Source organism: Williamsia limnetica (genome assembly GCF_003217475.1).
Lineage (GTDB): Bacteria > Actinomycetota > Actinomycetes > Mycobacteriales > Mycobacteriaceae > Williamsia > Williamsia limnetica.
Map to the genome: position 1 here is coordinate 44,846 of NZ_QJSP01000004.1, position 26,846 is coordinate 71,691.

General features: G+C 65.6%; 14 protein-coding genes. 3 read left to right on the forward strand and 11 right to left on the reverse strand.

Features of this window, described 5'->3' with window-relative positions:
* The first annotated feature begins 11 nt into the window (after nucleotides 1-11).
* The 3 genes from DFR67_RS07575 (at nucleotide 12) to DFR67_RS07585 (ending at nucleotide 7,263) form a co-directional block, all read left to right on the forward strand.
* Nucleotides 12-3,383 carry an arabinosyltransferase domain-containing protein gene (locus tag DFR67_RS07575; protein ID WP_110468871.1) on the forward strand — a complete coding sequence of 1,124 codons (3,372 nt, stop codon included), beginning with the start codon at nucleotides 12-14 and terminating at the stop codon, nucleotides 3,381-3,383.
* The gene (locus tag DFR67_RS07580) at nucleotides 3,376-6,672 is read left to right on the forward strand and encodes an arabinosyltransferase domain-containing protein (protein ID WP_110468873.1); all 3,297 of its coding nucleotides are present in this window, start codon (nucleotides 3,376-3,378) and stop codon (nucleotides 6,670-6,672) included. The genes DFR67_RS07575 and DFR67_RS07580 overlap by 8 nt, the downstream gene beginning before the upstream one ends.
* Before the next feature lie 99 nt (nucleotides 6,673-6,771).
* A complete protein-coding gene (locus DFR67_RS07585; RefSeq protein WP_110468874.1) occupies nucleotides 6,772-7,263 on the forward strand; it encodes a hypothetical protein in 492 nt (163 codons plus the stop codon).
* Between the two features lie 34 nt (nucleotides 7,264-7,297).
* On the opposite strand, the gene DFR67_RS07590 is transcribed toward DFR67_RS07585, so the two are convergent.
* The 11 genes from DFR67_RS07590 to DFR67_RS07640 form a co-directional block, all read right to left on the reverse strand.
* The gene (locus tag DFR67_RS07590; protein WP_110468875.1) at nucleotides 7,298-8,578 is read right to left on the reverse strand and encodes a lipase family protein; all 1,281 of its coding nucleotides are present in this window, start codon (nucleotides 8,576-8,578) and stop codon (nucleotides 7,298-7,300) included.
* A 138-nt stretch (nucleotides 8,579-8,716) separates the two neighbouring features.
* Nucleotides 8,717-10,267, reverse strand: coding sequence for an acyl-CoA carboxylase subunit beta (locus DFR67_RS07595; protein ID WP_110468877.1), 1,551 nt, complete (start codon nucleotides 10,265-10,267; stop codon nucleotides 8,717-8,719).
* Nucleotides 10,264-15,585 (reverse strand): polyketide synthase Pks13, encoded by a 5,322-nt coding sequence (gene pks13 / locus DFR67_RS07600; protein WP_110468878.1) that lies wholly within the window; start codon nucleotides 15,583-15,585, stop codon nucleotides 10,264-10,266. Before pks13 ends, DFR67_RS07595 begins: the two co-directional genes overlap by 4 nt.
* A gap of 12 nt (nucleotides 15,586-15,597) precedes the next feature.
* Entirely contained in the window at nucleotides 15,598-17,496 is a 1,899-nt protein-coding gene (fadD32, locus tag DFR67_RS07605) for a long-chain-fatty-acid--AMP ligase FadD32 (protein WP_110468880.1), read from the reverse strand.
* 243 nt (nucleotides 17,497-17,739) lie between these two features.
* Nucleotides 17,740-18,735, reverse strand: coding sequence for an LLM class F420-dependent oxidoreductase (locus DFR67_RS07610; protein ID WP_110468882.1), 996 nt, complete (start codon nucleotides 18,733-18,735; stop codon nucleotides 17,740-17,742).
* 136 nt (nucleotides 18,736-18,871) lie between these two features.
* Entirely contained in the window at nucleotides 18,872-19,846 is a 975-nt protein-coding gene (locus tag DFR67_RS07615; RefSeq protein WP_110468885.1) for a cutinase family protein, read from the reverse strand.
* A gap of 9 nt (nucleotides 19,847-19,855) precedes the next feature.
* Entirely contained in the window at nucleotides 19,856-20,386 is a 531-nt protein-coding gene (locus DFR67_RS07620) for a DUF732 domain-containing protein (protein ID WP_110468887.1), read from the reverse strand.
* A 114-nt stretch (nucleotides 20,387-20,500) separates the two neighbouring features.
* On the reverse strand, nucleotides 20,501-22,354 hold the full coding sequence (locus tag DFR67_RS07625) for an alpha/beta hydrolase-fold protein (protein WP_110468889.1): 1,854 nt from the start codon (nucleotides 22,352-22,354) through the stop codon (nucleotides 20,501-20,503).
* Between the two features lie 158 nt (nucleotides 22,355-22,512).
* On the reverse strand, nucleotides 22,513-23,484 hold the full coding sequence (locus DFR67_RS07630) for an alpha/beta hydrolase (RefSeq protein ID WP_110468891.1): 972 nt from the start codon (nucleotides 23,482-23,484) through the stop codon (nucleotides 22,513-22,515).
* 412 nt (nucleotides 23,485-23,896) lie between these two features.
* Nucleotides 23,897-25,933 carry an arabinofuranosyltransferase AftB family protein gene (locus DFR67_RS07635; protein WP_110468893.1) on the reverse strand — a complete coding sequence of 679 codons (2,037 nt, stop codon included), beginning with the start codon at nucleotides 25,931-25,933 and terminating at the stop codon, nucleotides 23,897-23,899.
* Entirely contained in the window at nucleotides 25,920-26,846 is a 927-nt protein-coding gene (locus DFR67_RS07640) for a decaprenyl-phosphate phosphoribosyltransferase (RefSeq protein WP_110468894.1), read from the reverse strand. The genes DFR67_RS07635 and DFR67_RS07640 overlap by 14 nt, the downstream gene beginning before the upstream one ends.

The following is a 26,846-nucleotide window of genomic DNA, read 5'->3' on the forward strand; positions in this document are numbered from 1 at the left end:
CATCGTTGCTCGTGCCTGTGTCCTCTCACATCCCCCGTGCGGGGACTGTCCGTTGGGCCGCAATTTTCGCGGGTCTGGTGGGAATCGTGTTGTGTGCGATCACCCCGTTGCTGCCCGTCAATCAGTCGACCTCCACGATCAACTGGCCGCAGGGTCAAACCCTGTCGAGTGAGACCGCATCGGTCACCGCTCCGCTCATCGCCCAGACCCCGAAGACATTCGACGCGAGGATTCCCTGCGCGCTGATCGACACCCTCGGCGACGAGGGCGGGCTGGTCTTGGCGACCATGCCGCAGGCAGCGCAGCGCTACAACCAGAACGCTCTGGTCGTCAATGCCTCCCCGTCCGCGGTCTCGGTGATCTTCCGCAACGAACTCGCCGTCAGCGCCCCGCGCGCCGAGGTGGGGTCGCCGCAGTGCCGCGAGCTGCACATCTGGTCGGGCCCCGGCGGCGTCGGCGCCGAGTTCGTCGGTCTCGGACCGGCCAACACCCTCGGGATCGATCAGCGTCCCGAGTTCGACGGCGTCTTCACGTCCCTGTCGACCGCTGCCGTCAATGCCGCTGCCACGCAAGGCCTCTCGGTGACCACCGTCGTCGACACCAGATTCGCCAGCACGCCGTCGGTCATCAAATTGCTCGCCATGATCGTCGGTGTCATCGCCGTGCTCACCTCCCTGGTGTGCCTGGCCCTGCTCGACCGGATCGGTGGATATCACCGGCTCGTCGGTGAACGGTCGTGGAAGCGGATCCTGCGCCCACGCGTCAGCGACCTCGCGGTCACCGCCGTTCTGGTGGTCTGGCACCTCCTCGGCGCCGCATCGCCCGACGACGGCTACATCCTCAACATGGGCCGCGCCTCCGAGGGCGCGGGATACCTCGCGAACTACTACCGCTTCTATGGCATCGCCGAGGCGCCCTTCGACTGGTACTACTCCTTCCTGGCCATGTGGTCGCAGGTGTCCGCATCGGGTCTGTGGATGCACATCCCGTCCCTGCTGGCGGGGCTCGCCTCCTGGTTCATCCTGTCGCGGGTGCTGCTGCCACGGCTCGGTGCCGGTGTCCGGCGCAGCGTGTGGGCCGTGTGGGCGGCAGCGGCGGTCTTCACTGCCTTCTGGCTGCCGTTCGCGAGTGGATTGCGGAGCGAGTCGATCATCATCCTGGGGTCGCTGCTGACCTGGTGGGCTGTCGAACACGCCATCGCGACCCGGCGATTGCTGCCGGCCGCGCTGGCCGCGCTGGTCGCCGGGTTCACCCTGGCCCTGGCTCCGCAGGGTGTCATCGCCGTCGCGGTACTGATCGTCGGCGCCCGTCCGATGCTGCGAGTGCTGATCGAACGCAGTCGCGAAGACCGTCACGGCGATCCCGCGCCGACCACCGAGCCCCGCATCCGATACTTCCGGCTCGCGTCTCTGATGGCCCCGTCGATCGCCGCCGCATCGCTGGTCGTGCTGGTCGTCTTTCGTGACCAGACGCTGTCCACCGTGTTCGATGCCGTGCGCACCCGCTACATCGTCGGACCCACCATCTCGTGGTGGCAGGAATACCTGCGCTACTACTTCCTCACCGTCACCACCGATGACGGCGCGCTGACCCGTCGTGTCCCCGTCCTGCTGCTGCTCGCCTCCGTCTTCGTCACACTCGCTGTCATGTTGCGGCGCAGCAAGATCCGTGCGATCGATCCCGGGCCGGTGTGGCGCGTGCTCGGCGCCACCCTCATCACGCTGTTGCTGATGATGTTCACCCCGACCAAATGGACCATCCATTTCGGCATCTTCGCCGGTTTCGCCGCCGCGCTCGCGGCGACGGCCACCATCGCGGTGGCCCAGTCGGCGGCCCGCTCGACACGAAATCTCTCCGTGTTCGTCGCAGGCCTGATGTTCGCCCTCGCCGCCGCGATGGCCGGAGAGAATGCCTGGCCGTGGGCGTACGACTTCGGGATCTCGTGGTTCGACAAGGCCCCGGTGATCGCGGGCCGTGAGGTGTCGACGCTCTTCCTCGTCCTCGCGGTGATCGCCGGGGCGGTCGCGGTGTGGCAGCACCTGCGTCTGGACTACGTCGAGAACAAGGGCCTCGCGCACAGTCCCCACGACCCGGATGCCGATACCGGCGCCGATCGCACAGCACGCTCCGATCGTCGCCGCCTGTTCGTCGCGTCCACTCCGATCGCGTTGATCGCCGGCTTCATGGTGATCTGCATGCTCGCGGTGTTCGCCAAGGCCGCATTGTCGCGCTACCCGGCGTACACCGTGCTGGGCTCCAACCTCGACACCCTGCGCGGCAACAGCTGCGCCATGGCCGATGCCGTTCTCACCGAACCCGATCCGAACCAGGGGACGCTGACCCCGGCGGGCGGTGCCACCGCGGCCGAGGCGCTGGCAGGTGAGGATCCGGTCGGATTCACGCCCGACGGTGTCGCACCGGACCTGACCCCCGAAGCCGGATCGGCGCGTCCGGGCCAGATGAACGTCTCGGCGAGCTTCAACAAACCGTTCGTGGTGTCGGGTGCGGGGGCCGGTATCACCGGTGGCGTCGGCCCCGAGACCGTCAACGGGTCCACGGTCGCATTGCCTTTCGGCCTCGACCCCGCGACCACCCCGGTACTGGGCAGTTACGGCTATGACAGCGGTGAGGCCAACCTCGAGACCGACTGGTACGAGTTGCCTGCCCGCGACGCCTCGCCCCTGCTGGTGTTCAGCGTCGCAGGCCCGGTCTTCACCCTCAACGAAGAAGGCGTGTCGACGTTCGGCCAGCAGCTCCAGGTGCAGTTCGGCGCCGACGGGGGCGACGGATCCTTCACCGAGCTCGGGCCGTTGATCCGGCCGATCGATCCCGGGCCGGACAAGCCGAACCGGCCATGGCGCAACCTGCGGATACCGATGGATCAGGTCCCCGCCGGGGCGACGGCGATGCGGATCATCGCCAAGGACAACAACGTCAACCCGAAACAGTGGCTGGCCATCACACCGCCGCGGGCTCCGCAACTGCAGACACTGCAGGAGGTCGTCGGATCGCAGGCACCGACGCTGATCGACCTCAGCGTGGGAAGCCAGTTCCCGTGCCAGCGCCCCTTTGCCATCACCGACGGCGTCGCCGAGATCCCGCAGTGGCGGATTCTGCCGGACCGCGCCACCGCGGCATCGCAGTCCAAGACCTGGCAGGCCGCCGAAGACGGCGGTGTCCTCGCGGTGAGCGAATCGATGACCAGCGCCAACACTGTTGCCACCTATCTGAAGGACGACTGGTTCCGGGACTGGGGCTCACTGGAACGACTGACCCCGCTGGTGCCCGACGCTCCGACGGCGAACATCACCACCGGCACCGAGACCAAATGGGGATGGGCCCGCACCGGCTCCCTGAGAGTGGTGCCGCAGAGCAATGAGTGAAAAGGCAAGCACCATCAGTAAAAACCGATCCGTGCGCGGATTCGCCGGTCCCGGCTACCGGAACGTCAAGATCGTCGCGGTCGTCGCCGGTCTCATCGGATTCCTGCTCGCCTGTCTCAGCCCGCTCATGCCGGTGAAACAGACGACAGCGCAGCTCAATTGGCCGCAGAACAATTCGGTCACCAATGTCGCGGCGCCCCTCGTGTCGTTCGTGCCGACCGACATCAGGGTTTCCGTCCCGTGTTCGACTGCAGCTGATCTGCCCGAAAACGGCGGTGTGCTGCTCTCGACCCTGCCCACCGGCGGCCTCGAGGCGACCTCTCGTGGACTGTTCATCCGCGCCACCTCCGACAGCATCACCGTCACCGGTCGAGACGTGGTGCTACTCACCGCCGATCGCGCTGCCGCGCAAGCGAACCCGAACTGCCGCATCATCTTCAACGCCGACGGCAAGGGCGCCTCCGGTGAGATCGTCGACGGCGGCAGCGAAGGTCAGCTCTCGTTCAACGTCCCTGACCCCAACCTGCGCCCGCAGATCGTCGGGGTCTTCACCGAACTGCCCGAAGGCACCTCACCCGCGGGACTCGAGTTCAACGCCACCATCGACACCCGCTTCGTCACCACCCCGACCACACTGAAGTTCCTGTCCCTGGTCATCGGTATCGCGATGACCGTGCTGTCGCTGGTGGCATTGGCTTTGCTCGACGCGCGTGACGGCCGCGGTCACCACAGGTTCCTGCCCGCCCGCTGGTGGACCATCCGGATCTCGGATGTCGTGGTGTTCGGGGTGCTCGCGTTCTGGTGGCTGATGGGCTCCAACACTTCTGACGACGGCTACAACTTCACGGTCGGCCGCATCGCCGGTGAGGCCGGCTACGTCGACAACTACTACCGCTACTTCGGCGTGCCACAGGACCCCTTCGGCTGGCACTATCAGGTGATCTCCGCGATGGCGCAGGTCAGCCTGTCGGCACCGTGGATGCGCTTGCCCGCCTTCCTACTCGGCCTGCTCGGGTGGTGGCTGATCTCCCGAGAGGTCATCCCACGCCTGGGCCGGACCGTCCGCCATTCGACACCGGCCCTGTGGTCGGCAGCCTTCGTCTTCCTCGCCATCTGGATGCCCTACAACAATGGTCTGCGGCCCGAACCCGCACTGGCGGTGGGTGCTCTGCTGACCTGGGTCTCCGTGGACCGCTCGATCGCCACCGGCCGATTGCTGCCACTGGCCCTGGCCACGACGATCGCTGCGTTCACCCTGGCGCTCGCCCCCGGTGGCCTGATGGCGGTGGCTCTGCTGCTCGCCGGTATCCGCCCTCTGCTGCGCCGGATCATGGCCCGCAGGCACCGAGACGGCCTCCTGCCCCTGCTGATGCCGATCCTGGCTGCCGGAACCGCAGTGCTGTACAACATCTTTGCCGATCAGACGTTGTCGACGATTCTCACCTCGTCGCAGGTGGCGTCCGAGGTCGGGCCGACCCTCGAGTGGTGGCAAGAACCGGTCCGGTACTACTACCTGATGCTGCCGACCGCCGACGGCACCCTGTCCCGACGGTTCGGCATCCTGATGGCGTTCCTGTGCCTGATGGTGGTGCTGCTGATGCTGCTACGTCGGCGCAAGCCGATGGGCATCGCCAAGGGGCCTACCTGGCGTCTGGTCGCGGGCGTGTTCGGCTTCATGTTCTTCCTCGCCTTCACCCCCACGAAGTGGACGCACCACCTCGGCGTCTACGCCGGTATCGGCGCTGCTCTCGCCGCGGCTGCCGGTGCGATGATGGCACCGGCGCTGTTGCGGCGCAGGCGCAATCGCACCTTCTTCGCCGCTGCCGTCCTCTACGTCGTGGCCTTGTCGTTCGCCGGCACCAACGGCTGGTGGTTCGTGGCCAGCTACGGCATCCCCTGGTGGGACCAGCCACCGCAGATCGCAGGCATCCGCGTCACGTGGATCGTGTTGGTGATCGCCGTGGCCACCACGCTGGTCGGACTGTGGCAGCACTTCCGCGACGACTACGTCGACGCCGATCAACGCACCGAGGGATCGCGCCGCCTGCACCGCTTCGCGTTCTCGCCGATGCCGGTGCTCTCGGGTCTGATGGTGCTGTTCATGATGGCCTCGTTCGCCAAAGCCGCGTACGTGCAAAAAGACAGCTGGTCGTGGCTGAACTCGAACGTCGACGCACTGCGGGGCGACATCTGCGCACTGGCCAACGACGTTCTCGTGGAACCGGACCCGAACACCGGACTGCTACAGCCGGCCACAGTCGCGGGACAGACCGACCTGACCCCGGGCGAAGCGCTGGCTGGTACCGACCCGACCGGGTTCACGCCCAACGGCGTGCCGAATGACCTATCCGTCGACGCCACCGAGTCCAGCGACACCGCTGCAGCCCAGAACACGGCCCAGTCGGGTGCAGGCTCCGATGACGACTCGACCGACGCCGACGAGGCCGGCACCGGAGGCGGTCAGGGTTCGCTGGGCGTCAACGGCTCGACCGTGCGACTGCCGTTCGGCCTGGATCCGGCCAACACCCCGGTCCTCGGCAGCTTCGGCTCCGCCGGTGGCAACCTGACGTCGTCCTGGTATCAGATGCCGGAATCGTCGCCGGGAGCTCCACTGATGACCCTGTCGGCTGCCGGCCGGATCACCGCGGTGAACGGCGACGGCGTCGTGCAGTCCGGACAGGAACTGATCGCCGAGTTCGGCCGTCCCGGGCCCGGGAACACCGTGATACCGGTCGGCCAGATGACGCCCATCGACATCGGTGACCCACCGATCTGGCGTAACCTGCGGTTCCCGCTCTCCGATGCCCCCGCGGGCGCGTCGGTGGTGCGGATCATCGCCAAGGACACCTCGCTGGCGCCCGATCAGTGGCTGGCGGTGACGCCTCCGCGCATCACCACCTTGCGCACCCTGAATGACCTTGTCGGCACCAACGATCCGGTGCTCGTCGACTGGTTGCCCGCCATGGTCTTCCCATGTCAGCAGCCGATGGCCGTCAAGTACGGCGTCACCGAGGTCCCCAAGTGGCGCATTCTTCCCGACGCCCAGGCCACCAGGCAGAACAGCCAGACGTGGATGTCGGGCGATGCGGGTGGTCCGCTAGGCATCACGCAGGCGATGTTGCGGCCCACCATCATCCCGTCCTATCTGCGCAACGACTGGGGCCGGGACTGGGGCTCGCTGCAGCAGTTCACCGAGATCGCGACCGCCGAGCCCGCAGAGATCGAACTGGGCACGAGTACTCATTCCGGCCTGTGGTCGCCGGCGCCGATGAGGGCGGTCGGTTACTGAACCGGAGACGAAGCGAAGCTCGATCCATTTCTTCGCCTGATCCGCTGGGTCGCATGAAACACTGAGCCGAGGTACCGAGGTGGAGCGGAAGGACGGGTGATGGTCGCACGGCTGAGGAGGGCCGTCTGGCTGCAGGCAGCACTGGTGGGTTTCGGTATCGGGATCATCGCTGTGGTCGCCTGGTATTTCATCGCACCGGATGTCAGCGGGCTCGAATCGACGATCCATGTTCCGCGAGGCCAGGATCTCAACCTCAAGGTACCCCTGCTGATCTGGCTTACCCCACCTATCTTTGCGCTGTGCGGCGGGGTTTTCGGATGGGCGACCCTGCGGTTCACCGGGCACCTCGATCCCGCCACCCGCAGCGAGTTCCTCAGCATCATGACCGTCGCCGGATGCACGCTGGGTGGCGCCGCGGTGCTGGCCACCGTGTGGCTGGTGCCGCACAACGCCGAACTCGTCGACGGCGACGACGGCTACCTACCCGACATCGGCTTCACCTGGGCCTACCTGTTCCCGATCATGGGTTTCGCGATCGGCGTGATGTTCGCAGGCAACATCCGCCATCCCGACGAGGACGACGCCGACTGAGCCTGCCCAGCACACTCATCCGTGTCCGAACTGGCTAGCCGACGGGTACCGGCAACGGATCCAGCGAGGTGCCGGGCTCGATCTCCCCGCACTTGTCGGGAGGTGGGACCTCACTGAAGCGTTCCGACAGGAACACCGCCGCATCCCGCTGGAACGAGACGTAAGCCTCGCGGTGGTCATCTCCCTGATACACCTTGAAGTCCACCGACACCCCCCGCGAGCAGTACTCGTGGGCGAGGCCCCGGACGTCAGCGGTCACCATCACCTGATCACCGGTCTCGTCGGACTGACCAACGGCGAGGAACATGGGCGTCCGCGGGGTACCGGAGTTGCCCATGATGTTGTCGTTGGCTGCCTGCACCATGGATTTGACCTGCATCAAAGAGGTGTACGGCGCCTTGACCATCTCGGCGTCGGTGAGGTCCGGGTAGCTGTGAGCGAAGTCGGCGACGCACTGGTTCGACACGGTGTCGGTCAGCCTGTCGCCGTACGGCGACAGGAACGATTCGGTGTCCAGGGCATACACCCGGCTGTACGCGTCGATGAGAGCCGGGATGACCCCCGCCCAATCCTTTGCTCCGCTGACGTAGGCCAAGTTGTGCACCATGTTCACCGGCAGGCCACCCGCCGCAGCCCCGACGATGTTCAGGTCGGGCGCGTAACCCGGCGCCATCTCTGCTCCCCACTCGGTGGGCACGGACCCACCTGAATAGCCGATCAGGCCGACGGGGGTGTCGGCCGGGAGCTTCAGTACAGCCTCGGTCGCCCGGACCCCGTCGAGGGCGTTGTATCCCGATTGCCTGCCGACCGTCCATCCCTCGCGCAGACCCTCGTAGTCCGGCACACTGACGGTGTGCCCGGTGGCGAGATACCCCGCGATCACTGCCTCGGCGACTTCGGAGAGCACGTTGGACTTGTTGCCCCGCAACGTATACGACGGATCGCATTCATCGCCCAGAGCGTCGTACGCCACGTGGTACGAGATGATGCGCGGGGACCGACCGGCCTCGACCGGGCGGAACATCGTCGTCACGGCCGTGGTGGGATTGCCGCGCTGGTCCGTCGATCGATAGAGCGCCTGGGTTCCGGCGATGTGAGTCTTGACATCACCCATGGCGAGTTCGATCGGTCGCGTGCGCAACACCGTTCCCGGCTCGACATCGACGAGCGGTCCGCTGTAGCTGTAGAACGGGTCCGCCGTTGGTTGCCGGTTCGTACCGAGCTTGATCGAGTCCGAGACCACCAGCGCACCCAGCACGAGCAACACCACCCACAACCCGTAGGTGAAGGGGGAACGACGACGTGGCCACCGCATCAGGGAACTCCTTCGGACGTCGAGCGGGACACACCCATCCGGGAGTGACTCGCCGACCGGCGGATCGGCTCACACGCTGTGCGTATCAGTTAAACCGATCCGACCGGAGTCCGTCGGGTTTCGCGAGGCTACGGATCGCTAGATGGGCATCAGTAGGTGTTTGCGCGGCGACCTGATCACATGCTTGTCCTTGAGTTGTGCCAACGCTTTTCGGAGTGCGAGGCGGGTCTCCGCCGGTTCGATGACCGCGTCGATGTAGCCGCGCTCGGCCGCGAGGTACGGGGTGGCCATCGCCGTGTTGTAGAAGTCGATGAAATCCTGCCGGATCTTGTCGGCTTCCTCGGGCGTCGCGTTCTCGGTCTGTCGCCGGGTCAGCACCGCCGCCGCGGACTCCGCGCCCATCACGGCGATCTTCGCCGTCGGCCACGCGAAGTTCAGGTCGGCGCCGAGCTGCTTGCTTCCCATCACCGCGTACGCGCCGCCGTACGCCTTACGCAGCACCACGGTGATCTTCGGGACATCGGCCTCGACGTAGGCGTACAGGAAACGTCCTGATCGCCTGATCGTGCCCTTCCGCTCCTCCTCCAGCCCCGGGAGGATTCCCGGGGTGTCCACCAGGAAGACCAGCGGGATGTTGTAGGCATTGCACAGCCGGACGAACCGGCTCGCCTTCTCCGACGAATCCGTGTCCAGCACACCGGACATCACATTCGGCTGGTTGGCCACGATACCCACCGAAGCCCCGTCGATCCGGGAGAATCCTGTCAAGATGTTGGACGCGTAGAGCTCACCGATCTCATGGAACGATCCGTCGTCGAAGATCCGGACGATGATGTCGCGCATGTCGTAGCCGGCGTTGTCGTTGTCGGGCATGAAGGTGTTGAGCGAGAGATCGGTCTCGGTGATCTCGGGCTCGAGCCCGGGGTTGATGACCGGCGGCCGTTCGTGCACGGTCGACGGCATGTATTCGAGATAGTCACGCACCCAGTCGAACGCGCCTTGCTCGTCGTCCGCGAGATGGTGCAGATTGCCCCAGCGAGCCTGATTGAACGACCCACCCAGCTCGTCGGGGGTGACGTCCTCGCCGGTCACCTGCTTCAGGACATCGGGTCCGGTCACGAACATGTAGCTCTGTTCTTTGACGCCGACCAGGACATCGGTGTTGGCCGGGCCGTACACCGCACCGCCCGCGCACTTCCCGAGGATCACCGACACCTGCGGAGCCAGACCGGAGATCAGGTCGCTACGGCGACCCATCTCCGCATACCAGGCCAGCGACGTGACCGCGTCCTGGATGCGGGCGCCCGCCGAGTCGTTGATACCGACCACCGGGCAGCCGACCTTGCCCGCCCACTCCATGATGGCTGCGACCTTGCGGCCGAACATCTCGCCGACGGTGCCGCCGAAGACGGCTTGATCGTGCGAGAACGCCGCCACGGGACGGCCGTTCACGAAACCGTGGCCGGTGACCACACCGTCGCCGTACCCGGTGTCTGCGGCACCGGGCATCTTGGCCAGCTGGCCGATCTCGACGAATGTTCCGGGATCGAACAGCATGTTCAGGCGGTCACGCGGCGACCCGATGCCTTTCGCGGCACGCTTGGCGATGGCCTTGTCGCCACCGGGTTCCTTTGCGGACTCGAGCTTTTCGCGGAGCTCTTTGAGCTTCCCGGCGGTCGTGTCAGTCAATCTTTGGTCACTTTCCCTGCGAGTTCGTCGAGCCGTGCGGTCAGGTCGGCGCCGATGATTCCGATGTACGGCTCGTCGACGATCCCGAGGTGATCGCCACCGACGTGGACGATCTCGAGATCGTCCACGACTTCACCCCATCGGCCGTCTTCATCGATCTCAGCCCACTGGGGCTCCAACTCGATGGCACCCTCGTGCATCTTCTCGGCCCGATAGAGGATGACCTTGCCGTCGAACCTGGTCGGCTCGACGGTGGTCAGGGCCCGGTTGTCGAGGAAGCTGGTGCGCTGATGTTCGATGATCCCGCCGGGGATCTTGGCGTCACTCATCGCGAGCATCTCCATGATGATCCGGAACTGTCCCTCGTCATCGGCTTCCACGAGACGCTCCATCGGCAACGGCGCGTCGTCGAGACCGTAAGTGCGCTTGGCGAACTCGTAGTACCGCTCGAGCCGGGCCCGCTTGGCCTCCGGGGTGTCGACGATGGGCTCTCGGGGCCGGACCACATCGATCAGACCGACGAACGACACCTCGTCGCCCGCCTCGGTCAGCAACTGCGCGGCGCCATACGCGAGTGCGCCACCGAGCGACCACCCGACCAAGATGTACGGGCCTTCCGGCTGCACCTCTTTGAGTTTCGGATAGTACTGCTTCACGCGTTCCTCGATGGTGCCCTCGACACGGTCGAAACCGATCACGGGGACGTCGGCCGGAAGTCGTTTGAGCAGTGCCTCGTACGCGGCGGTCGAGCCGCCGGCCGGGTGGAACACCAGAATCGGAGTCCGGTCCGACTTCTCCGGCGTACGGAGGTAGCGGACGAATCCGTCGACGAGCCCACCCTCGAGATGCTCGCGGACATAGTTCGACATCGTCTCGATGTTGTCGGCGTCGATGACGTCCTCGATGTCGAGTTCGCCGCCGGCGCGCTCGGAGAGCCGTGCGGTCAGCTTCTCGGCCATCTCGTCGTCGAGGACCGGCAGCGGATTGAAGATGCCTCCCGCCGACTTACCGGTCACCACTGCCCACACCCCGAAGGTGAGGCGCTCGGCGGCATCACGGGGCGGCACGTCGGCGCCGGCCGCGGCCGCGACCGCCGCCTGGTTCTGCAGATTGGCCGGAGCCGGGGCGACGTCGGCCTTTGCGACGGGTGCGGCCACAACGTCGGGGACACCCTCGGGGGCGATCTCGGGTACCTCCGGCTGTGCTTCGGCGGCGGCGACTGCCTGTGCCTGCGCCTCGGGTTCACCTGCGTCGTTGGTGTCGCCGGCCTCGATCAGCTGCGCCAGCGCCGCGGTGTCGAGTTCGCCCTTGCCCTCCGCCTCGGCGGCGAGCGCCTGCACCTCATCCCGATGCTCCACGGCGTAGGTGACGAACTTGACGACGTCCTGCAGGTTGGCATCTCGCATCGCCTGCAACTGCAGCTGCGGGATGTCGAACTCCCACTCGGCACGGTTCTTGATGCGCATCGCCATCAGGGAATCGAGGCCCAGTTCGATCAACGGGATCTCGCGAGGCAGATCCTCGGGTTCGTAACCCATCGACTCCGCGACGATGGTGGCCAGTCGATCATCGACGCTCTCACCGGACGCCGGATCCCAGCGGGCACCGATCTCATCGGACACCTCCGGGTCGGTGGTCAAAGAGTTGTCGACGAAACCGGACTTCTCCGCGCCGGATCGGGTCGCAGCCGAGTCGGGCGCAGCAGGAGCCGTCGCCGCACCGGACGTGACCACGGCATCGAGCAGCAACCGGAACGAATCACCTTGCGCGGCATGGACCTGCAAGGCGCCACCGCCCGGATGGGGGGCGAGGGTCGTGGTGAACGTCGTCGCGCCGAGCGCTTCGCCGTGCGGCGCGATGGCAGTGATCTGTACATCGGTGAGAACTTGTCCGGCGGCAGCTTTGACCAGTTCGGTCAGATCGGTGGCCGCGGACGCCGCCACCTGCCACACGTGGCGGCCGTCGGGCAGTGACACATGCGATCCTGGGATCCTGCCTTCGCCCGAACCACCCGAGATCGACGCGGTGAGCCAATACGGCTTGCGCTCGAAGCGAGTACGCGGCACCTGGGCGAAATCGCCCTGCCCGAACAGGGTTCCGACATCGACAGCATGCCCGTGGACATAGAGCTTCATGAGCGCGTTGATCACGCCGTAGCTCTCGTCTTCCTTCCGACGCAGCGTCTCGATGAGCTCTGCGTCGTGAATGCCGGCCGAGAACGTCACCGCAGCAACAGATATCAGCACCGCCGGGTTCGGCGACAGTTCCAGGAAGGTGGTATGACCATTTTCGACGGACTTCGACACCGCCTGGGAGAACCAGACGCTGTGCCGCAATCCCTTGGTCCAGTACTCCACCGCGTGCACCGGAGCGTGACCTGGACGGTAGTACGCCTCACGGTCGACCGAGCTGTAGAAACCGATCTTCGGCGACAGCGGCTCGATCCCGGTCAGCTCATAGGCGAGTTCACCGAGCAACGGATCGGTCTGCGAGGTGTGGCTGGCGCCCTTCGTCGCGAGTTTGCGACCGAGCTTGCCCTCACTCTCGGCACGCGCAACGATCGCGTCGACCTGCGGTTCGGGTCCGCCGATGACCGTGTGGGTCGGCGCCGCATAGACGCAGATCTCGAGGTCGGGATAGTCGACGAGGACATCGGTGATGTCGTCGGCGCTGTATTCGACAAGTGCCATGAGCCGGATGGCGTCGCCGGTCAGCGTCGCCTCCGCCTCACCCATCAGGCGGGACCGCTGGCAGATGACCCGCACGGCGTCTTCGAGTGAGAGACCACCGGTGATGTACGCGCCTGCGGCTTCACCCATCGAATGTCCGACGACGACACCGGCATCCGCGCCGTGATGACGCAGCAGCTCGGCGAGCCCGATCTGGATGGTGAAGATGCCGATCTGCGATGTCTCGATCTCGTAGGTGATCGAATCGTCGAGGATGATCTCGACCATCGAGTACCCGAGCTCGTTCTCGACGAGCGCATCGACCTTGTCGACCGCGGCGGCGAACACCGGGTTCTCGGTGTAGAGCTGTTTCGCCATCTTGCGGTGCTGAGATCCGAAGCCTGACAGCAACCACACCGCGGACGCCGAATCGGGTGAGTCACAGGTGTAGACGTTCGGGTTGTTCTTGTTGTCGGCGACCGCACGCAGACCCTTGAGAGCCTCTTCGTGGGTGCGGGCCATCACCACCGAGCGGGTACGGCCATGGTTGCGGTGCGCCAGGGTGCGGCCGATGTCGACGAGCGGTGTCGCCTTCGCCTCGTCCGTCTCGAGCCAGTCGGCGAGGTCGGCGGCCGCCTTACGGCGCCGCGAGGGCAGGAACCCGGAGACCACCAGCGGGACAACCGAACCCTGCGCCGCACACGGAGCGAAGTCTGCGACGGGATCGGTGTCCGCGACCTCTTCTTCCGCAGCGCTGGTCGCGGTGGCCAACTGCCCCAACGCTGCCCGCTCGGCCTCGGTGAGGAACTCTTCGACGTCATCGTCGTCGTCGAGGAAGTCGGCCACGACGGCCTGTGCCTTCGGTGCCACGACCTCGGTACCGGGTGCGGCCAGGTCCTGCGGGGTGACCTCCCTGATCACCACGTGCGCGTTGGTGCCGCCGAAGCCGAAGCCCGAGACGCCTGCGACGGCATGCCCCGAGTAGCGCGGCCAGTCGGTGGCCTCGTCGATGACCCGCAGTCGCAGGGCGTCGAACTGGATGTACGGGTTGGGTCCGGCGTAGTTCAACGACGGGGGCAGCTTGTTCTCCGCCAGTGCCAGCACAACTTTGATGAGACCCGCGGCGCCGGCGGCAGCTTCGAGATGGCCGAAGTTGGTCTTGGCCGAACCCAGCAGGGTCGGCTTGTCGGCATCGCGGCCTTTGCCCAGCACGCGTCCCAGGGCGTCGGCTTCGATCGGGTCACCGAGGATGGTTCCGGTGCCGTGTGCCTCGATGTAGTCGACGTCGCGCGGATCGATCGCGGCGTCGGTATAGGCCGTACGCAGAACCTGGACCTGCGCCTCGGGATTCGGCGCCGGGAGACCATTGGACCGGCCGTCGGAGTTGACCGCGGACCCGGCCACCACCGCGAGCACCTTGTCGCCGTCGCGCCGCGCGTCGGACAGACGCTTGAGCACCACGAGTCCGCCACCTTCGGCACGGATCATGCCATCCGCGTCGGACGAGAAGGCCTTGATGCGGCCATCTTTCGACTGCACTCCCACCGAGTCGAAACCGAGCGTCGCCGCGGGGGTGATGAGCATGTTGACGCCACCGGCGAGTGCCACATCGGATTCGCCGGTACGCAGACTTCGGACGGCCTGGTGCACCGCGACCAACGAGGACGAACACGCGGTGTCGAGGGCCACCGAAGGGCCGCGGAAGTCGAAGTAGTACGAAACCCGGCCTGCAACAATGGATGTCGAGGTGCCGGTGAGGGCGTATGCGGCGGTTTCGCCGGCGCCCTCGGGATCGGAGACCGCCAGCATCTGGTAGTCGTTGGTCGAGCTGCCGATGAAGACCCCGACCTGGCCGCCCTTGAGATCGCTGGCCGGGATGTGGGCGTGTTCGAGCGCCTCCCAGGTCAGCTCCAGAGCAAGACGCTGCTGCGGATCGACCATCTCGACCTCGCGCGGCGACATCTGGAAGAAGTCCGCATCGAATCCTTTGACATCGTCGAGATAGCCGCCGTGTAGGTTCGCATCCGCCAGCACCTTGGCGATACGCGGTTCGGCCTTGAACTCGGTCCACCGGTCATCCGGCAGATCGCCGACGCCGTCGCGCCCGTTGATCAGCAGATCCCAGGTCGACTCCGGGGTGTGGCCCGCCTTCGGGAACCGGGTTGCCACGCCGACGATCGCGATGTCGTCCTCGTCGCCCCGCACGCGCTGGTAACGCGCCGAATCCTCGTCGTCGTCCACCCCTTCGTCGGGGTCGCCTTCGATGATCCGTTTCGCGAGCGACGCGATCGTCGGATGCTGATACGCGACCGTGGCGGTGAGGATCACGCCGGTCTTGTCCTCGATGTCGCCTGACATCGCCACCGCGTCACGCGAGGACAGCCCGAACTCTTCGAGGGGCCGGTCATCGGAGACCTGGTCCACCGGAAGCCCGGTGGTGTCCGAGACCCACTGTCGCAGCCACTCGCGTAGCTCCGTCACGGTCATGTCCCCGGCGGTCTCGCCGTCGGAACAGGCACCCGAGGTGGTCGTCTCACCGACGGGAGTCACCTCGACGCCGTCGTCGTCAGTCCCGGGACCGAACGTCGAGCCCGGCAACTTGTCGTCGCTGCTCAGATTTTTCTCGCTCGAGCTGTTCAGTTCAGGCATCGCCAGTCCAGACTATTGATTCTCGTTCGGCGCATCGGGGAACGCGGTCTGCTGGTATCCACCACGCAGGGTTCCGTCGATGTACGCCGCCTTGCACGCCCGCCTGGCGATCTTCCCGCTGGAGGTACGCGGGATCGATCCGGCCGGGACCATCAGTACGTCGCGGGCCATCACGCCATGCCGCTGCGCCACCGACGCGCGGACCGTGTCGGCCACTTCCTGCGGATCGACCTTCTTGCCCGGTCCGCGTTCGGCCACGATCACCAGCTGCTCCGACGCGTCGTCGGCATCGAACTTCAGACCGCTGGCCGAGTTCTCGAACACGACCTCGGGAAGCTCGTTGGCCGGGACGGCGAATGCGGCGACGAAGCCCGGACGCAGCGCGGGGCTCGCTTCCTGCGCGGAGAACTCGAGATCCTGCGGGTAGTGATTGCGGCCGTCGACGATCACCAGGTCTTTGACGCGGCCGGTGATGTAGAGCTCACCGTCGAGCCAGACGCCGTAGTCGCCGGTCTTCATCCACTTGCCGTTCTTCGGCGCGCCCACACTGTGGCTGCCTTCGTCGAGCGGGGTGACGAGGGTGTTGTTGAACGTCTCCTCGGTCTCCTCCGGACGTCCCCAGTAGCCGTGGCCGATGTTCATACCGTTCAGCCAGATCTCGCCGACGTGACCGTCGGGGCGCTCTGCACCGGTCTCAGAATCCGCGATGACCGCCCACTGGCTCACCGAGACCTGACCGCACGACACCTGCGCCACCGCTCCGGGGGCATCCTGGTCGACGATCTTGAACGTGCCGGCGTTCAGCTCTTCGCGGTCGACGTAGACAATCTTCGCCTCGTTGTCGCGCTTGGTCGAGGAGACGAACAGCGTTGCCTCGGCCATGCCGTACGACGGCTTGATCGACGTCTTCGGCAGACCGTAGGGGCCGAACGCATCGTTGAACTTCTTCATCGAACTGACCGTGACCGGCTCACTACCGTTGATCAGGCCGATGACGTTGCTCAGGTCGAGGTGTTCGCCTTCTTTCGGGAGGCCGCGCACGGCCGCGTGTTCGAAGGCGAAGTTCGGTGCTGCCGCGAACGTCTCGGTCCCGTCGGCCTGGGCCGCGAGTTCCTTGATCCACCGGCCGGGCCTGCGTACGAAGGCCTGCGGGCTCATGATGGTGATGTATTTGCCGCCGAGGGCGGGCAGGATGACGGTCAGCAATCCCATGTCATGGAACATCGGTAGCCAGGTCACCCCGCGAGAGTTGTGGTCGAACTCGATCGCGTCGATCATCTGCAGGGCATTGGCCGCCACCGATTCGAACGTGATCACCACGCCGGCCGGGACGCGGGTCGAACCCGAGGTGTACTGCAGGTACGCGGTGTCGTGGAGTTTCGGCGTCGGACGAACCCAGGTCTCACCGACGGAATCGGGGACGGCGTCGACGGCGATGACGCGGGGGCGTTCCTTGGCAGGCAGCGGCTTGAAGAAGTCACGAACGGCCTCGGCCGACTTGGTCGACGTCAGGATCGCGCTCGGCTTGCAATCGGCGAGCACCGCGGTCAACCGGTCGGTGTGGCCGGGTTCGTCCGGGGAGAACAGCGGAACGGCGATGTTGCCCGCATACAGCGACGCGAAGAAGCCGATGACGTACTCCAGCGACTGCGGCGCCAGGATCGCCACCCGGTCGCCCGGTTCGGTGACCTGCTGCAGCCGGGCCGCGATGGCACGCAGCCGCTTGCCGAACTGGGACCACGTCAGGTCTATGGCCTCACCGTCGCGTTCGCGGCTGTAGTCCATGAACCGGTAAGCCAGGGTGTCCGCCTGCTCCGCGACGTTGCGCTCGACGTAGTCGACCAGGGTTGCGTCTTCGGTGAAGAACAGATTGCCGTCCTCATCCAAAAACTGGTCAAACTCGTTGTTCATTCGCACTCCTGATAGCGACTCCGACACCTGCCGAAATACGTGTGGTCACCGGTTCTATAGACGCCTCGACCTCTCAGCGTTCCTTATTCTTCTTATCAAGCCAAATAAGACTCGCAGCCACGTCCATGCCCGAGCCAAATCGTCAACATACTACCGGTCAGTAACTCTCTTTTTGCCAGGTGGTCACCGTCGACGGTCATCCGCGCCGAGGGCCAACCTACGCCACCATGGCACAAATTATGGCTACTCCCCCTTGAGCAGCGGGATGACCGGTGCGAACGCGTCCATCTGCGTGGGGAAAATGCCCACGTACGACATCGTGGTCCGGCGCCGGACCTCACGGATCTGGTCGGCGATCTGCTCGAACGATCCGAACGCGAGGTACGGCGACTGCAGGATGTCCTCCACGGAGAGTTTGACGTCCATCGCGATGTTCGGGGGGTACCCCTGGTCGAGTGCGGCCAGGGCCATCTCCGCGGTGGCCTCCCGGTCGTCGGTGACGACGATGGTGGCGATCGTCCAGTTCAGTTCGATCTCGGCGAACCGGTCACCGGCGGCCTCGCGGATCCGATCGACCCGCTCGATGGTCTTCTCCATCGTCATGTCCGACAGCCGCAGCTTGCCCTCGGCCGTGGTGCCCGTGGCCACAGAGATGATGTCGGCGTGCTTGGCGGCCAGTGCCAGCATCTTGGGTCCGCCGCCGCCGACCGCGATCGGCGGCCGTGGTCCCTGCCGGGGTCGCGGACTGCCGACGAGGCCTTTGATGGTGTAGAACTCACCGTCGAAGTTGACCTCTTCGCCACGCAGCAGGCCGTCGAGGATCGTCAGCGATTCATCCAGGCGCCTGATCCGCGCACCCGGGGACTCGAACTCGATGCCGGCCTTGTCGAACTCTTCCTTCATCCACCCCGCGCCGATGCCGAGTTCCAGGCGCCCCTTCGACAGCACGTCGATGGTCGTGGCCTCTTTGGCCAGCAGCGCCGGGTGGCGGTAGCCGTTCGCGAGGACGGAGGTGGCCAGCCGGATCTTGTCCGTCGCCTGACTCAGCGCGCCGAGCGCAGCGAGGGGTCCGACCTGATTGCCGAGGTGGTCGGGCACCGCGAAGGTGTCGAAACCGTACTCCTCGGCGGTCTGCGCGAGTTTGACGAACTTGCGGGCGCCACCTTCGTCGCGGTTGCCTTCGCCACCCGCCCCGAATCGGAACTTGCGCAGGCCCGAATCGGCATTCGCTGACGTCATCTCAGGTCTCCTGTTTCACAAAGGTCACCCGGCACCGTCGCAGGCCGGACTGGGGGTCCGGTCCACCCGGTGTCCCGGTCAGCCAGGGGTTAGCCGGGACAAGGTTACTTCCGGACCCGGGCCGGGCAAAATGCGATCATTCGTGCTTGGGGAACGGCGCCTTGTCGATCACGCCTCGGGCCCAGTCCGTCATCCAGACGGTCGCCGGCGCTCCGTTGTCACTCCAGTAACGCGTGGTGTTGTACATCGCGTGCACCGGGTTGTTGATCGCGCCCATGAGTTTGGTCAGACCCTCGACCGGATTCGCGATCGTCGGCGCATCGCAGATCAGATCGCCTGGCGCACAAAGAGAATAGGCACGGTCGGTCAGCTCACCGAACCCACCCGGACGCGGCCCGGTCAGATTGATCCCCGGGATCGGCAGGATGTCGAGAGCGATCTCCGCCCCGACCCCCGGCGGGTTGGGGCCGGCGTTCCCGACCTGGTTCGGTTGCCTGCGGCCGTCCGCGATCAGCCCGACCCCCAGCACCAGATCTTGCGACACCGGACCACGGCCGTTACCGATCTCACCAGCGATGTCCCCGGCGATGACCGCACCCTGCGAGAACCCTGTCAGCACGAAACCGGTCAGCGGGCACCTCTGATTGACCTCGGCGATCTTCGCCCTGGTCGCGTTGGTGCCCGCGGCACGCGAGGTGTTGTAGTCGACCTGCCGGTCGGCCAAGTTGGTCGGGTTCTTGAACTGCGCCACGTAGGGCACCGTGTAGACGTCGGCACGGGAGCTGTCGAACTCGTTCGCGAGCGGCGCGGACACCTTGAGCATCAACGAGTTCGGGTTGGCCGTCGGGTTGTACGGGTCGTCGTCGCTGGCCGATTCCCAGGTACCGGGCACGACGATCACCTGTACGTCGGGGCAGTCCGCCGGCTGGGCGGTCGGCCGTGGGGCCGAACTCGACGGAGTATCGGGCGGACCGGTGGGACCGTCGGGCTCCGGCTTGAACAGACTGATGATCAAGATCACGACGAGAATGATCGCGATGATGCTCAGGATCCCCAGACCGAGGATCGCGAACAGGAGCAATCGTCCTTTATTTCTCTTCTTGGCGCTCATCTCGGGGCGTCAGCAGTACTTCGACTCGGCTGCCTTGATCACCTTGTCGGCGTCGGCATTGGCTTTGGCCTCATCGGTGGTTCCCGATCCCACGAGCGGCACCACGAAGATCTTGATGTCGTCGGTGCTCGCGCCCTGCTCCTTGCCGTTGCAGACGGCCTGGGCCGCGCTCAACGCGATCGCGTTGTCGGGGTCGTTGGGAACGCTCACGCCCTGCTTCTTCAACTCCGCGAGGTACGCCTCGGTCTTGTTGTCCGACTCGACGCCTTCGGGGACGTCGGCCGGGGCGGGCCCGGTCGCGGGCAGCCCCTCGGTGTCGTCGGGCTGACCGTCGCTGCTTGCCTCGGTCGAGGTCGCGGCGCTGCTCGATGGAGCGGCTTTGCTGCTCGTGGCGCTGGTGGTGCTCGGCGCGCTGGTGGTGGAGCTGACCACATCGGTCGGCGCGGAGGCCGTCGAATCGTCACCGCAACCGGTGGCGAGCGCCGCGGTCATCAGCAGCGCGGCCCCGGCGGTGAGAACCCGGAGGGTGGAGCCTGTCATGTCACGTCCTTTTCTCACGCATCACAGAGATGTCGGGCAGGGTGAAGCCCCGCCCGGCTCGGAGAACCGGTGAGTTCTCGAATGCCCGCAAGGCTACCGAAGCGACCTGAGGATTTACTTGACGGTGACGACGCCGTTCACGACCTCGATCACACCGCGCTCGAAGAGCACGCGGGTTCCCCCGGTGATCTCTTGCGCGTCGCTGATCGGATAGCCGAGCTTGCCGTTCTCGTAACCGGCTTTGCCCCAGGCGTCGAAGATCGGACCGGGAGCGATTGCGTAGGCACCCTTGGCCGCGGTCCAGTAGATGTTGCCGCCGTCGAAGGCAGTGAGCTTGCCGCCGCGGGCGAGACCGACCTCGTTGGTCTTCGGGAATCCGAGCCAGCCACCCTCGTATCCGAGCGTCGCGTACTTCTCGAAGATCTTGCCCTGCACCGAATGTGCCCCGTTGGTGGGGTTCCAGTAGTACGAGCCGACCTGGAAGTCCTGCACGCGGCCCTTGTCGCCGGGCGTGTTGTGCTCGTCGCCTGTCGGGTACTTCAGCGGGCCACGTTCGTAACCGCTCTTGCCCCAGTCCACGAGGATCGCGCCACCGACCGGGTGCGCGCCCGTCGTCCGGGTCCAGTAGATGTTGCCGTTCTGGAACTTGTTCAAGCGACCGGCCTTGTCCGGCGTCGCGAGCTCACCGCTGGTCGGGAATCCGAGCCAACCGCCGGGCCCGCCCGCGGCCACGTAGGAGCCGCCGATGGCGCCACCGACGACCTGCGCGCCGGTCTTGGCCGACCAGATGATGCGGCCGTTACGGAAGTCCTGGGCGCGACCACCGGGCACGTCGTACTCCGGCGTGAGGCATTCACCGAGCGATTTGTTCGCCTTGTAGACGGGCGCGATGGCGCCGCCCGTGGCACACGCCGGCTTGTCGGCCGCGAGCCCGAGGGCTCCTGCCGCCTGCGGCCAGGCCTGCTCCATCTCGAACTGCCAGTACGGCCACGTATGTGTGCCCGACGCCCGGTAGACGGCCTGCGCGCGCACTCCGAGCTGGTTCAGGCGGCTCGCGAACTGCTGCGATGTCACCCGGGAGAGGACCTCGAGGCCGACACCCGCGTAGTTGGTGGCGAGACCCGGGATGGTGGACGGGGTGTCGTACTGGCCTACCAGGCCGTTGCCGGAGGACACGTACAGGCTCGTCCCCCGCAGTTTGTCGGCCAGCACGTAGGGATCGTGCTCTTTCCACGCCGCCGCGGTCGGCGGACCGAACATCTTCGCCGAGTCGTAGCCACCCGCGTCGTTCTGCGCGAACTGGATTGCCTGCGGCATGCCGAACGAGCTCAGCTGCAGGATGCCCGAGAAGGATGCGGCGAACTTGAAGAAGCCGGGATTGCGGGCCGAGAGCATCATCGCGGCGCTGCCACCCATCGACAGTCCTTCGACACCACGCACTTCGGTCGACCGCCACTGGCTCTCCATCAGAGGCGGCAGTTCCTTCGTCAGGAACGTCTCCCACTGGTAGTTCTTGCCGTTGTCGGGCTCGGCCCAGTCGGTGTAGAAACTCGACTCGCCACCGACGGGCAAGACCACGTTGACGTTCTTGTCCTTGTAGAAGTCCTCGATGTTGGTGTTGAGGATCCAGCCGTTCTGGTCGTCCTGTGCGCGCAGACCGTCGAGCATGTACATCTGCGGGAACTTGTTCGCGGGACGATAGTTCCAGTCGCGGGCCAGCAGCACCTGCACCTGGATGTTGGTGCCCATCGCGGGTGAATAGACCCACATCGCGACCCGACGGTCGGAGTACCAGAAGGTGTTGGTGATCTTGACCCCTGGCACCGCGGCCGGGGCGCTGAACGCGGGGGCCTGCGGGGCGGGGACCACGGGTGCGGCCAGGGCGGGCGTCGTCACGCCGAGCACCGTGCACACCGATACCGCGCCGGCCATCAGTCCGAGCGCACCGCGCACAAATTGCTTCCGCATGTAGATCTACTCCTCAAGTCACACCCAGCAGGCTCCCTGGGGAACCGAACCAAAAACAGAACGCTCTACGTGTTGTCTACACGTAGAGCGTCCTGTTGTGAGGTTGCCACACCTGTGACAGGTGTGAATTTTGTGACTAGAGGGTCACAGGGGACAGATCAGCGGAACCAACCCTGCTGGAGAGCTCGCCACATCATGTCCTGCCAGTAGCCCCACTTGTGGGTACCGGCGAACGGGTAGTCGGTGGTCAGCTGCACGCGGTTGACGAAGGCCTGGACCTCGAACGCGCGGGTCTGAGCAAGCGACAGCGTCTCGAGCGGCACGCCCTGGACGATGCTGACCAGGTTTTCGTTCTGGTTGTAGCCACCGGGGATACCGCTGCCCGATGCCACGCGAACCTTCAGATCGTGCATCTTGGTGATCTGCACGAACGGATCATTGTCGTACCAGCGGGTGCTCCACGGCGGGCCCCACATGCTGTCGGAGTTCCACGGGCCTCCGTCGGCGTCGAGCAGAGCGACGCGGATGGCCGACTTCATACCGGGAGCCGACAGGTTCAGGTAACCGGACATGGAGAACGCGTGCGAGTAGTACCGCTTGTTGTTCGCAGCCACCACGAGCGCGGCGTTGCCACCCATCGAGATGCCGGCGATCGCCAGCTTGCCGCTGGGAACCATGTTGCGGGCGTACAGCGCCTGCGGCAGCGTGTTCGCGATGACGCAGTTCCACTTGTAGGTGTAGGTCTGGCCGTTGAAGTTGCTCGGCGCATTCCAGTCGCTGTAGAAACTCGCGGCACCACCGACGGGCATCACGACGTTGACGCCGCGATCGACCATGTTCTGGACGTTGGTCTCGTGCTCCCAGCCGCTGACATCGTTCGTCGCGCGCAGGCCGTCGAGCATGACGACGGTCTTGTAGTTGCCGGGCTTGCTCCACGACCGGACCTTGACCCCGCCCGGCATCCCGCAGCCGTCCACTCGGAACTGCTGGAACCCGGTGCCGGTGCCCCAGGCGCTGGCGGTGCCTGTACCGGCAACAACGCCGATGCCGGCAATGGTCGCCAGTGCGGCGACGGAAGCGACAAGTCGCTTACCGAACCCCACTCGCCCAAACGGTGTGCGTACGCGCATCGAATACAACTCTCTCTCTATCCAGCGGCAACGGCCCGGACTGCAGTTCTGCAAATAACTCTGGCCACGAGGACACCAAAATCCTCAGGTGTCACACAGCCTCACGGACGCAGGGTGCCGCCCGTTGGCAACGCTCGGAGCCTATTAGATAGGCACCGGTCTGACAAACCCTGTGATCGGTCACACTGCGCTCCACGACGCCCTCGTGACCTGCCCAAATCGTTCTTCCCCATACGTATCGCGCCTGCAAAACGCCGCGTTACACATTTGAGACCTTGCGTGTTGCGGACCGGCCGACGCGACGGACAGACCTGCACTGCGTCGCAAAGTTATCAGGTTTTTCTCAGGAAACCGTGCGCGTGTGCTCAGGTGACTGAGCGTCACGCTCACTTCGAATCCCGTTGCGACATTACTAGTTCGGATAGACCGGAGCGGGCATGGGCAACTTGCATCGCTCCAGCTCGTACTCCGGCACGCGATCGATCCGGTAGGACGTGAACCCCGCGGCCTGCCTCAGGTTGTGCTTGAAGCGCGCGAAGGTCCAGGGCGCCGTGTACGACGCGATCAGATCCTCTGTCGGCTTGCACGTCAGCGCCACCTGCGCCTGACGCACCCCGTCGGCGCTGAGGAAGGGCGGAAGGACCGGAGTTCGCGGATACGCGCCCGACTCCGCGATCACCCATTCGGCATCGAGATCCTTGTCATGCCCGATCCGGCCGTCCGGGAGGCGGTCCGAATGTGCTGCGATCGGGTACGCCAAACCCATCTGATCGATGACCCGCACATCAAGGGAGGCATTCATGCTCGTCATCCCGAGGTTCAGGTAGTAGACGGTGATCTGCTTGTTCACACCCGGCGGAGGCGGCACCGGCAGCGGATCGAAGTACCACTCGTCGTAGTTGGGTGAGGGCAACAGCACCCCGCCCGTGTCCTGATGCTTGTTGATCGACGCGACCATCGCCCGGATCCGCGGGTAATTGAGGTAGTCCTCGGCGGTGATCGGGTGCTCGATGCCGATGTTCTGGATGTAGTAGCGGCGCTCGTCGACGATTCCGCCGCGACCGATCTCGGTGCCGTTCTTCATGCCGGCGACGTGTGAGGTCGAGATCGCCCACACGACGGTGGTGATCCACAGGCCCGCCATGACCACGGTCCCGGCCCAGCCCACCACCAGCGGACGTACGTCCTGCGCGTCGTCGCTGTCGCTGCGCCGTCGCCCGAACCCGGCGGGCAGGGCCACAGGGATCACCATCACCGGCAGCATCAACAGGAACAGCGGCACGAGCAGCACGCGTGCATGCATGAAGTCGCCGCCCTGGCGTACCCAATAGAACGACTCCAGGAATCCGCAGACGACGATCAAGGTCACCACCGCGGCGGGGCTCTGCAGCCTGCGGCTGATGGAACCCGCACGCGTACGCCAGGTCGCGTTCGCGTCACCGTCGTGCTTGACGAGGTCCACAGCCGCGTCCTGGTCCGCCGCACGGCTGCGCAGAAACCAGGTGAGGCCTGCCGCGATCACCGCGATGATCAGCGGCAGGATCAGGAAGTACGGGCTGAACATGTTGCCCAGGTACGTCAGCCCCTGATCGAACTTCGATCCCGACGCGTCCTTGGCGACGGCCGTGTTGGGCACCAGCAGGGCGTAGTAACCCATCCGGAAGATCTGATAGCCGACCGGCACCACCGCCGCGACGGCCGCGAACGCGACACGCATCTTCCAGCTCATCGGACTGCAGAAGACCAGCAGCAGAGCCAAACCACCGACCAGGGTCAACTCCGGACGGATCAACGGGGACAGGCCTGCGGTGAAGCCGAGCAACAAGGTGGTCACCACCTGCTTGCGGCCCCACGCGGCGGCAGCCTGATCGCGCTGACTCCAGGCGATCAGCTGACACCACAGCAACGCGGCCCAAAAAATGCACATCGAGGTCTCGAGCCCGCTGGTCGCGAAATCCCGCGCAGGCGGTAGCGCGATGTAGACGAGCGCGCCGAGTGGCAGCAGCAGCATCCAACCGGGGTTGATCGGTCCCCGCCCCCGGCCGATGCGGTAGAGGCGGCCGGTGCCGTACATCGCCAGCGGGACCGCGGCTATCGACAGCACCAGCGCGATCCACAGCACCACGTACTCGGTCTGGGCATCGGTGACCCAGCTCCAGAACCAGATCAGGTAGGTCCACAGGGTCGAGGTGTTCGCCTCGACGCGTTCGCCTTCGTTGAACACCGGACCGTTACCGGCCAACAGGTTCCGCACCGTACGGAGGACGATCAGGCCGTCATCGGCAATCCAGCGACGCTGCCAGGCACCGTAACCGAAGATGGCGCCGACGACGACGGCGCTGATCCACAGGGAGATGGTGGCCGGGTTGATCGTGCGGCCGAACACCTGCGGTTGCGCTGATGGCCAGCCCTTCTCAGCTGATGGCCAGCCCTTCTTAGCTGATGGCATAGACCGCGACACCAACGCATACTAACCAGGCGATGGCGAGCAGCTGGAGAACACGGTCACCGAGCGCGATTTCTTCGGGTTCTCCGGCTTGACCACCGTCGACGTCGACGGCGTAGCGAAGGATTGCGACGGTGAACGGCACCATCGACAGGGCGTACCAGACGTTCTCGTTGTGTCCACCATCTGTGTCGAACGCCCACATCCCGTAACAGAGCACGACCGCTGTCGCGGACAGTGTCCAGACGAAACGCAGGTACGTCGTCGTGTAGTACTCGAGACTCTTGCGGATCTTGGCACCGGTGCGTTCAGCGAGCTGCAGCTCCGCATAACGCTTGCCCGCTGCCATGAACAGCGACCCGAAGGTCATGACGAGCAGGAACCATTTCGAGAGTCCTTCGGGCAACTCGGCCGCGACGCCGCCCGCGATGGCGCGCAGCAGGAACCCGGACGAGACGATGCAGATGTCGATGACCGGCTCGTGCTTGAGCCCGAAGCAGTAGCCGAGCTGGATGGCCAGGTAGACCGCGATGACGACGGCGAGCTGCCAGTTGGCCAGGAAAGAGATACCGAGCGAGGCGATCCCGAGCACCGCGGCCAGCACAAACGCCAGTGACCTGGGAACCACCCCCGCGGCGATCGGCCGGAACCGTTTCGTCGGGTGGTTGCGGTCGGCTTCGACGTCGAGCGCGTCGTTCACCAGATAAACGCATGACGCGATCAGGCAGAACGCCACGAAGGCGACACCTGTACGCCAGAGCACATCCGGTTCGTCGACAGCACCGGCCGCCATCGGCGCTGCCAGCACCAACAGGTTCTTGACCCACTGCCGGGGCCTGACCGCCTTGATCAAACCCGTTGCCAGATTCTTGGGCGGGCCGCGCACGACCTCGTGCTCGATCGGCTCCTCGCTCAC

Coding starts and splice junctions, on each gene's coding strand:
- DFR67_RS07625 (WP_110468889.1), bottom strand. CDS start 22,354: ATGCGGAAGCAATTTGTGCGCGGTGCGCTCGGACTGATGGCCGGCGCG.
- DFR67_RS07635 (WP_110468893.1), bottom strand. CDS start 25,933: ATGCCATCAGCTAAGAAGGGCTGGCCATCAGCTGAGAAGGGCTGGCCA.
- DFR67_RS07580 (WP_110468873.1), top strand. CDS start 3,376: ATGAGTGAAAAGGCAAGCACCATCAGTAAAAACCGATCCGTGCGCGGA.
- DFR67_RS07620 (WP_110468887.1), bottom strand. CDS start 20,386: ATGACAGGCTCCACCCTCCGGGTTCTCACCGCCGGGGCCGCGCTGCTG.
- fadD32 (WP_110468880.1), bottom strand. CDS start 17,496: ATGAACAACGAGTTTGACCAGTTTTTGGATGAGGACGGCAATCTGTTC.
- DFR67_RS07590 (WP_110468875.1), bottom strand. CDS start 8,578: ATGCGGTGGCCACGTCGTCGTTCCCCCTTCACCTACGGGTTGTGGGTG.
- DFR67_RS07615 (WP_110468885.1), bottom strand. CDS start 19,846: ATGAGCGCCAAGAAGAGAAATAAAGGACGATTGCTCCTGTTCGCGATC.
- pks13 (WP_110468878.1), bottom strand. CDS start 15,585: ATGCCTGAACTGAACAGCTCGAGCGAGAAAAATCTGAGCAGCGACGAC.
- DFR67_RS07585 (WP_110468874.1), top strand. CDS start 6,772: ATGGTCGCACGGCTGAGGAGGGCCGTCTGGCTGCAGGCAGCACTGGTG.
- DFR67_RS07630 (WP_110468891.1), bottom strand. CDS start 23,484: ATGCGCGTACGCACACCGTTTGGGCGAGTGGGGTTCGGTAAGCGACTT.
- DFR67_RS07610 (WP_110468882.1), bottom strand. CDS start 18,735: ATGACGTCAGCGAATGCCGATTCGGGCCTGCGCAAGTTCCGATTCGGG.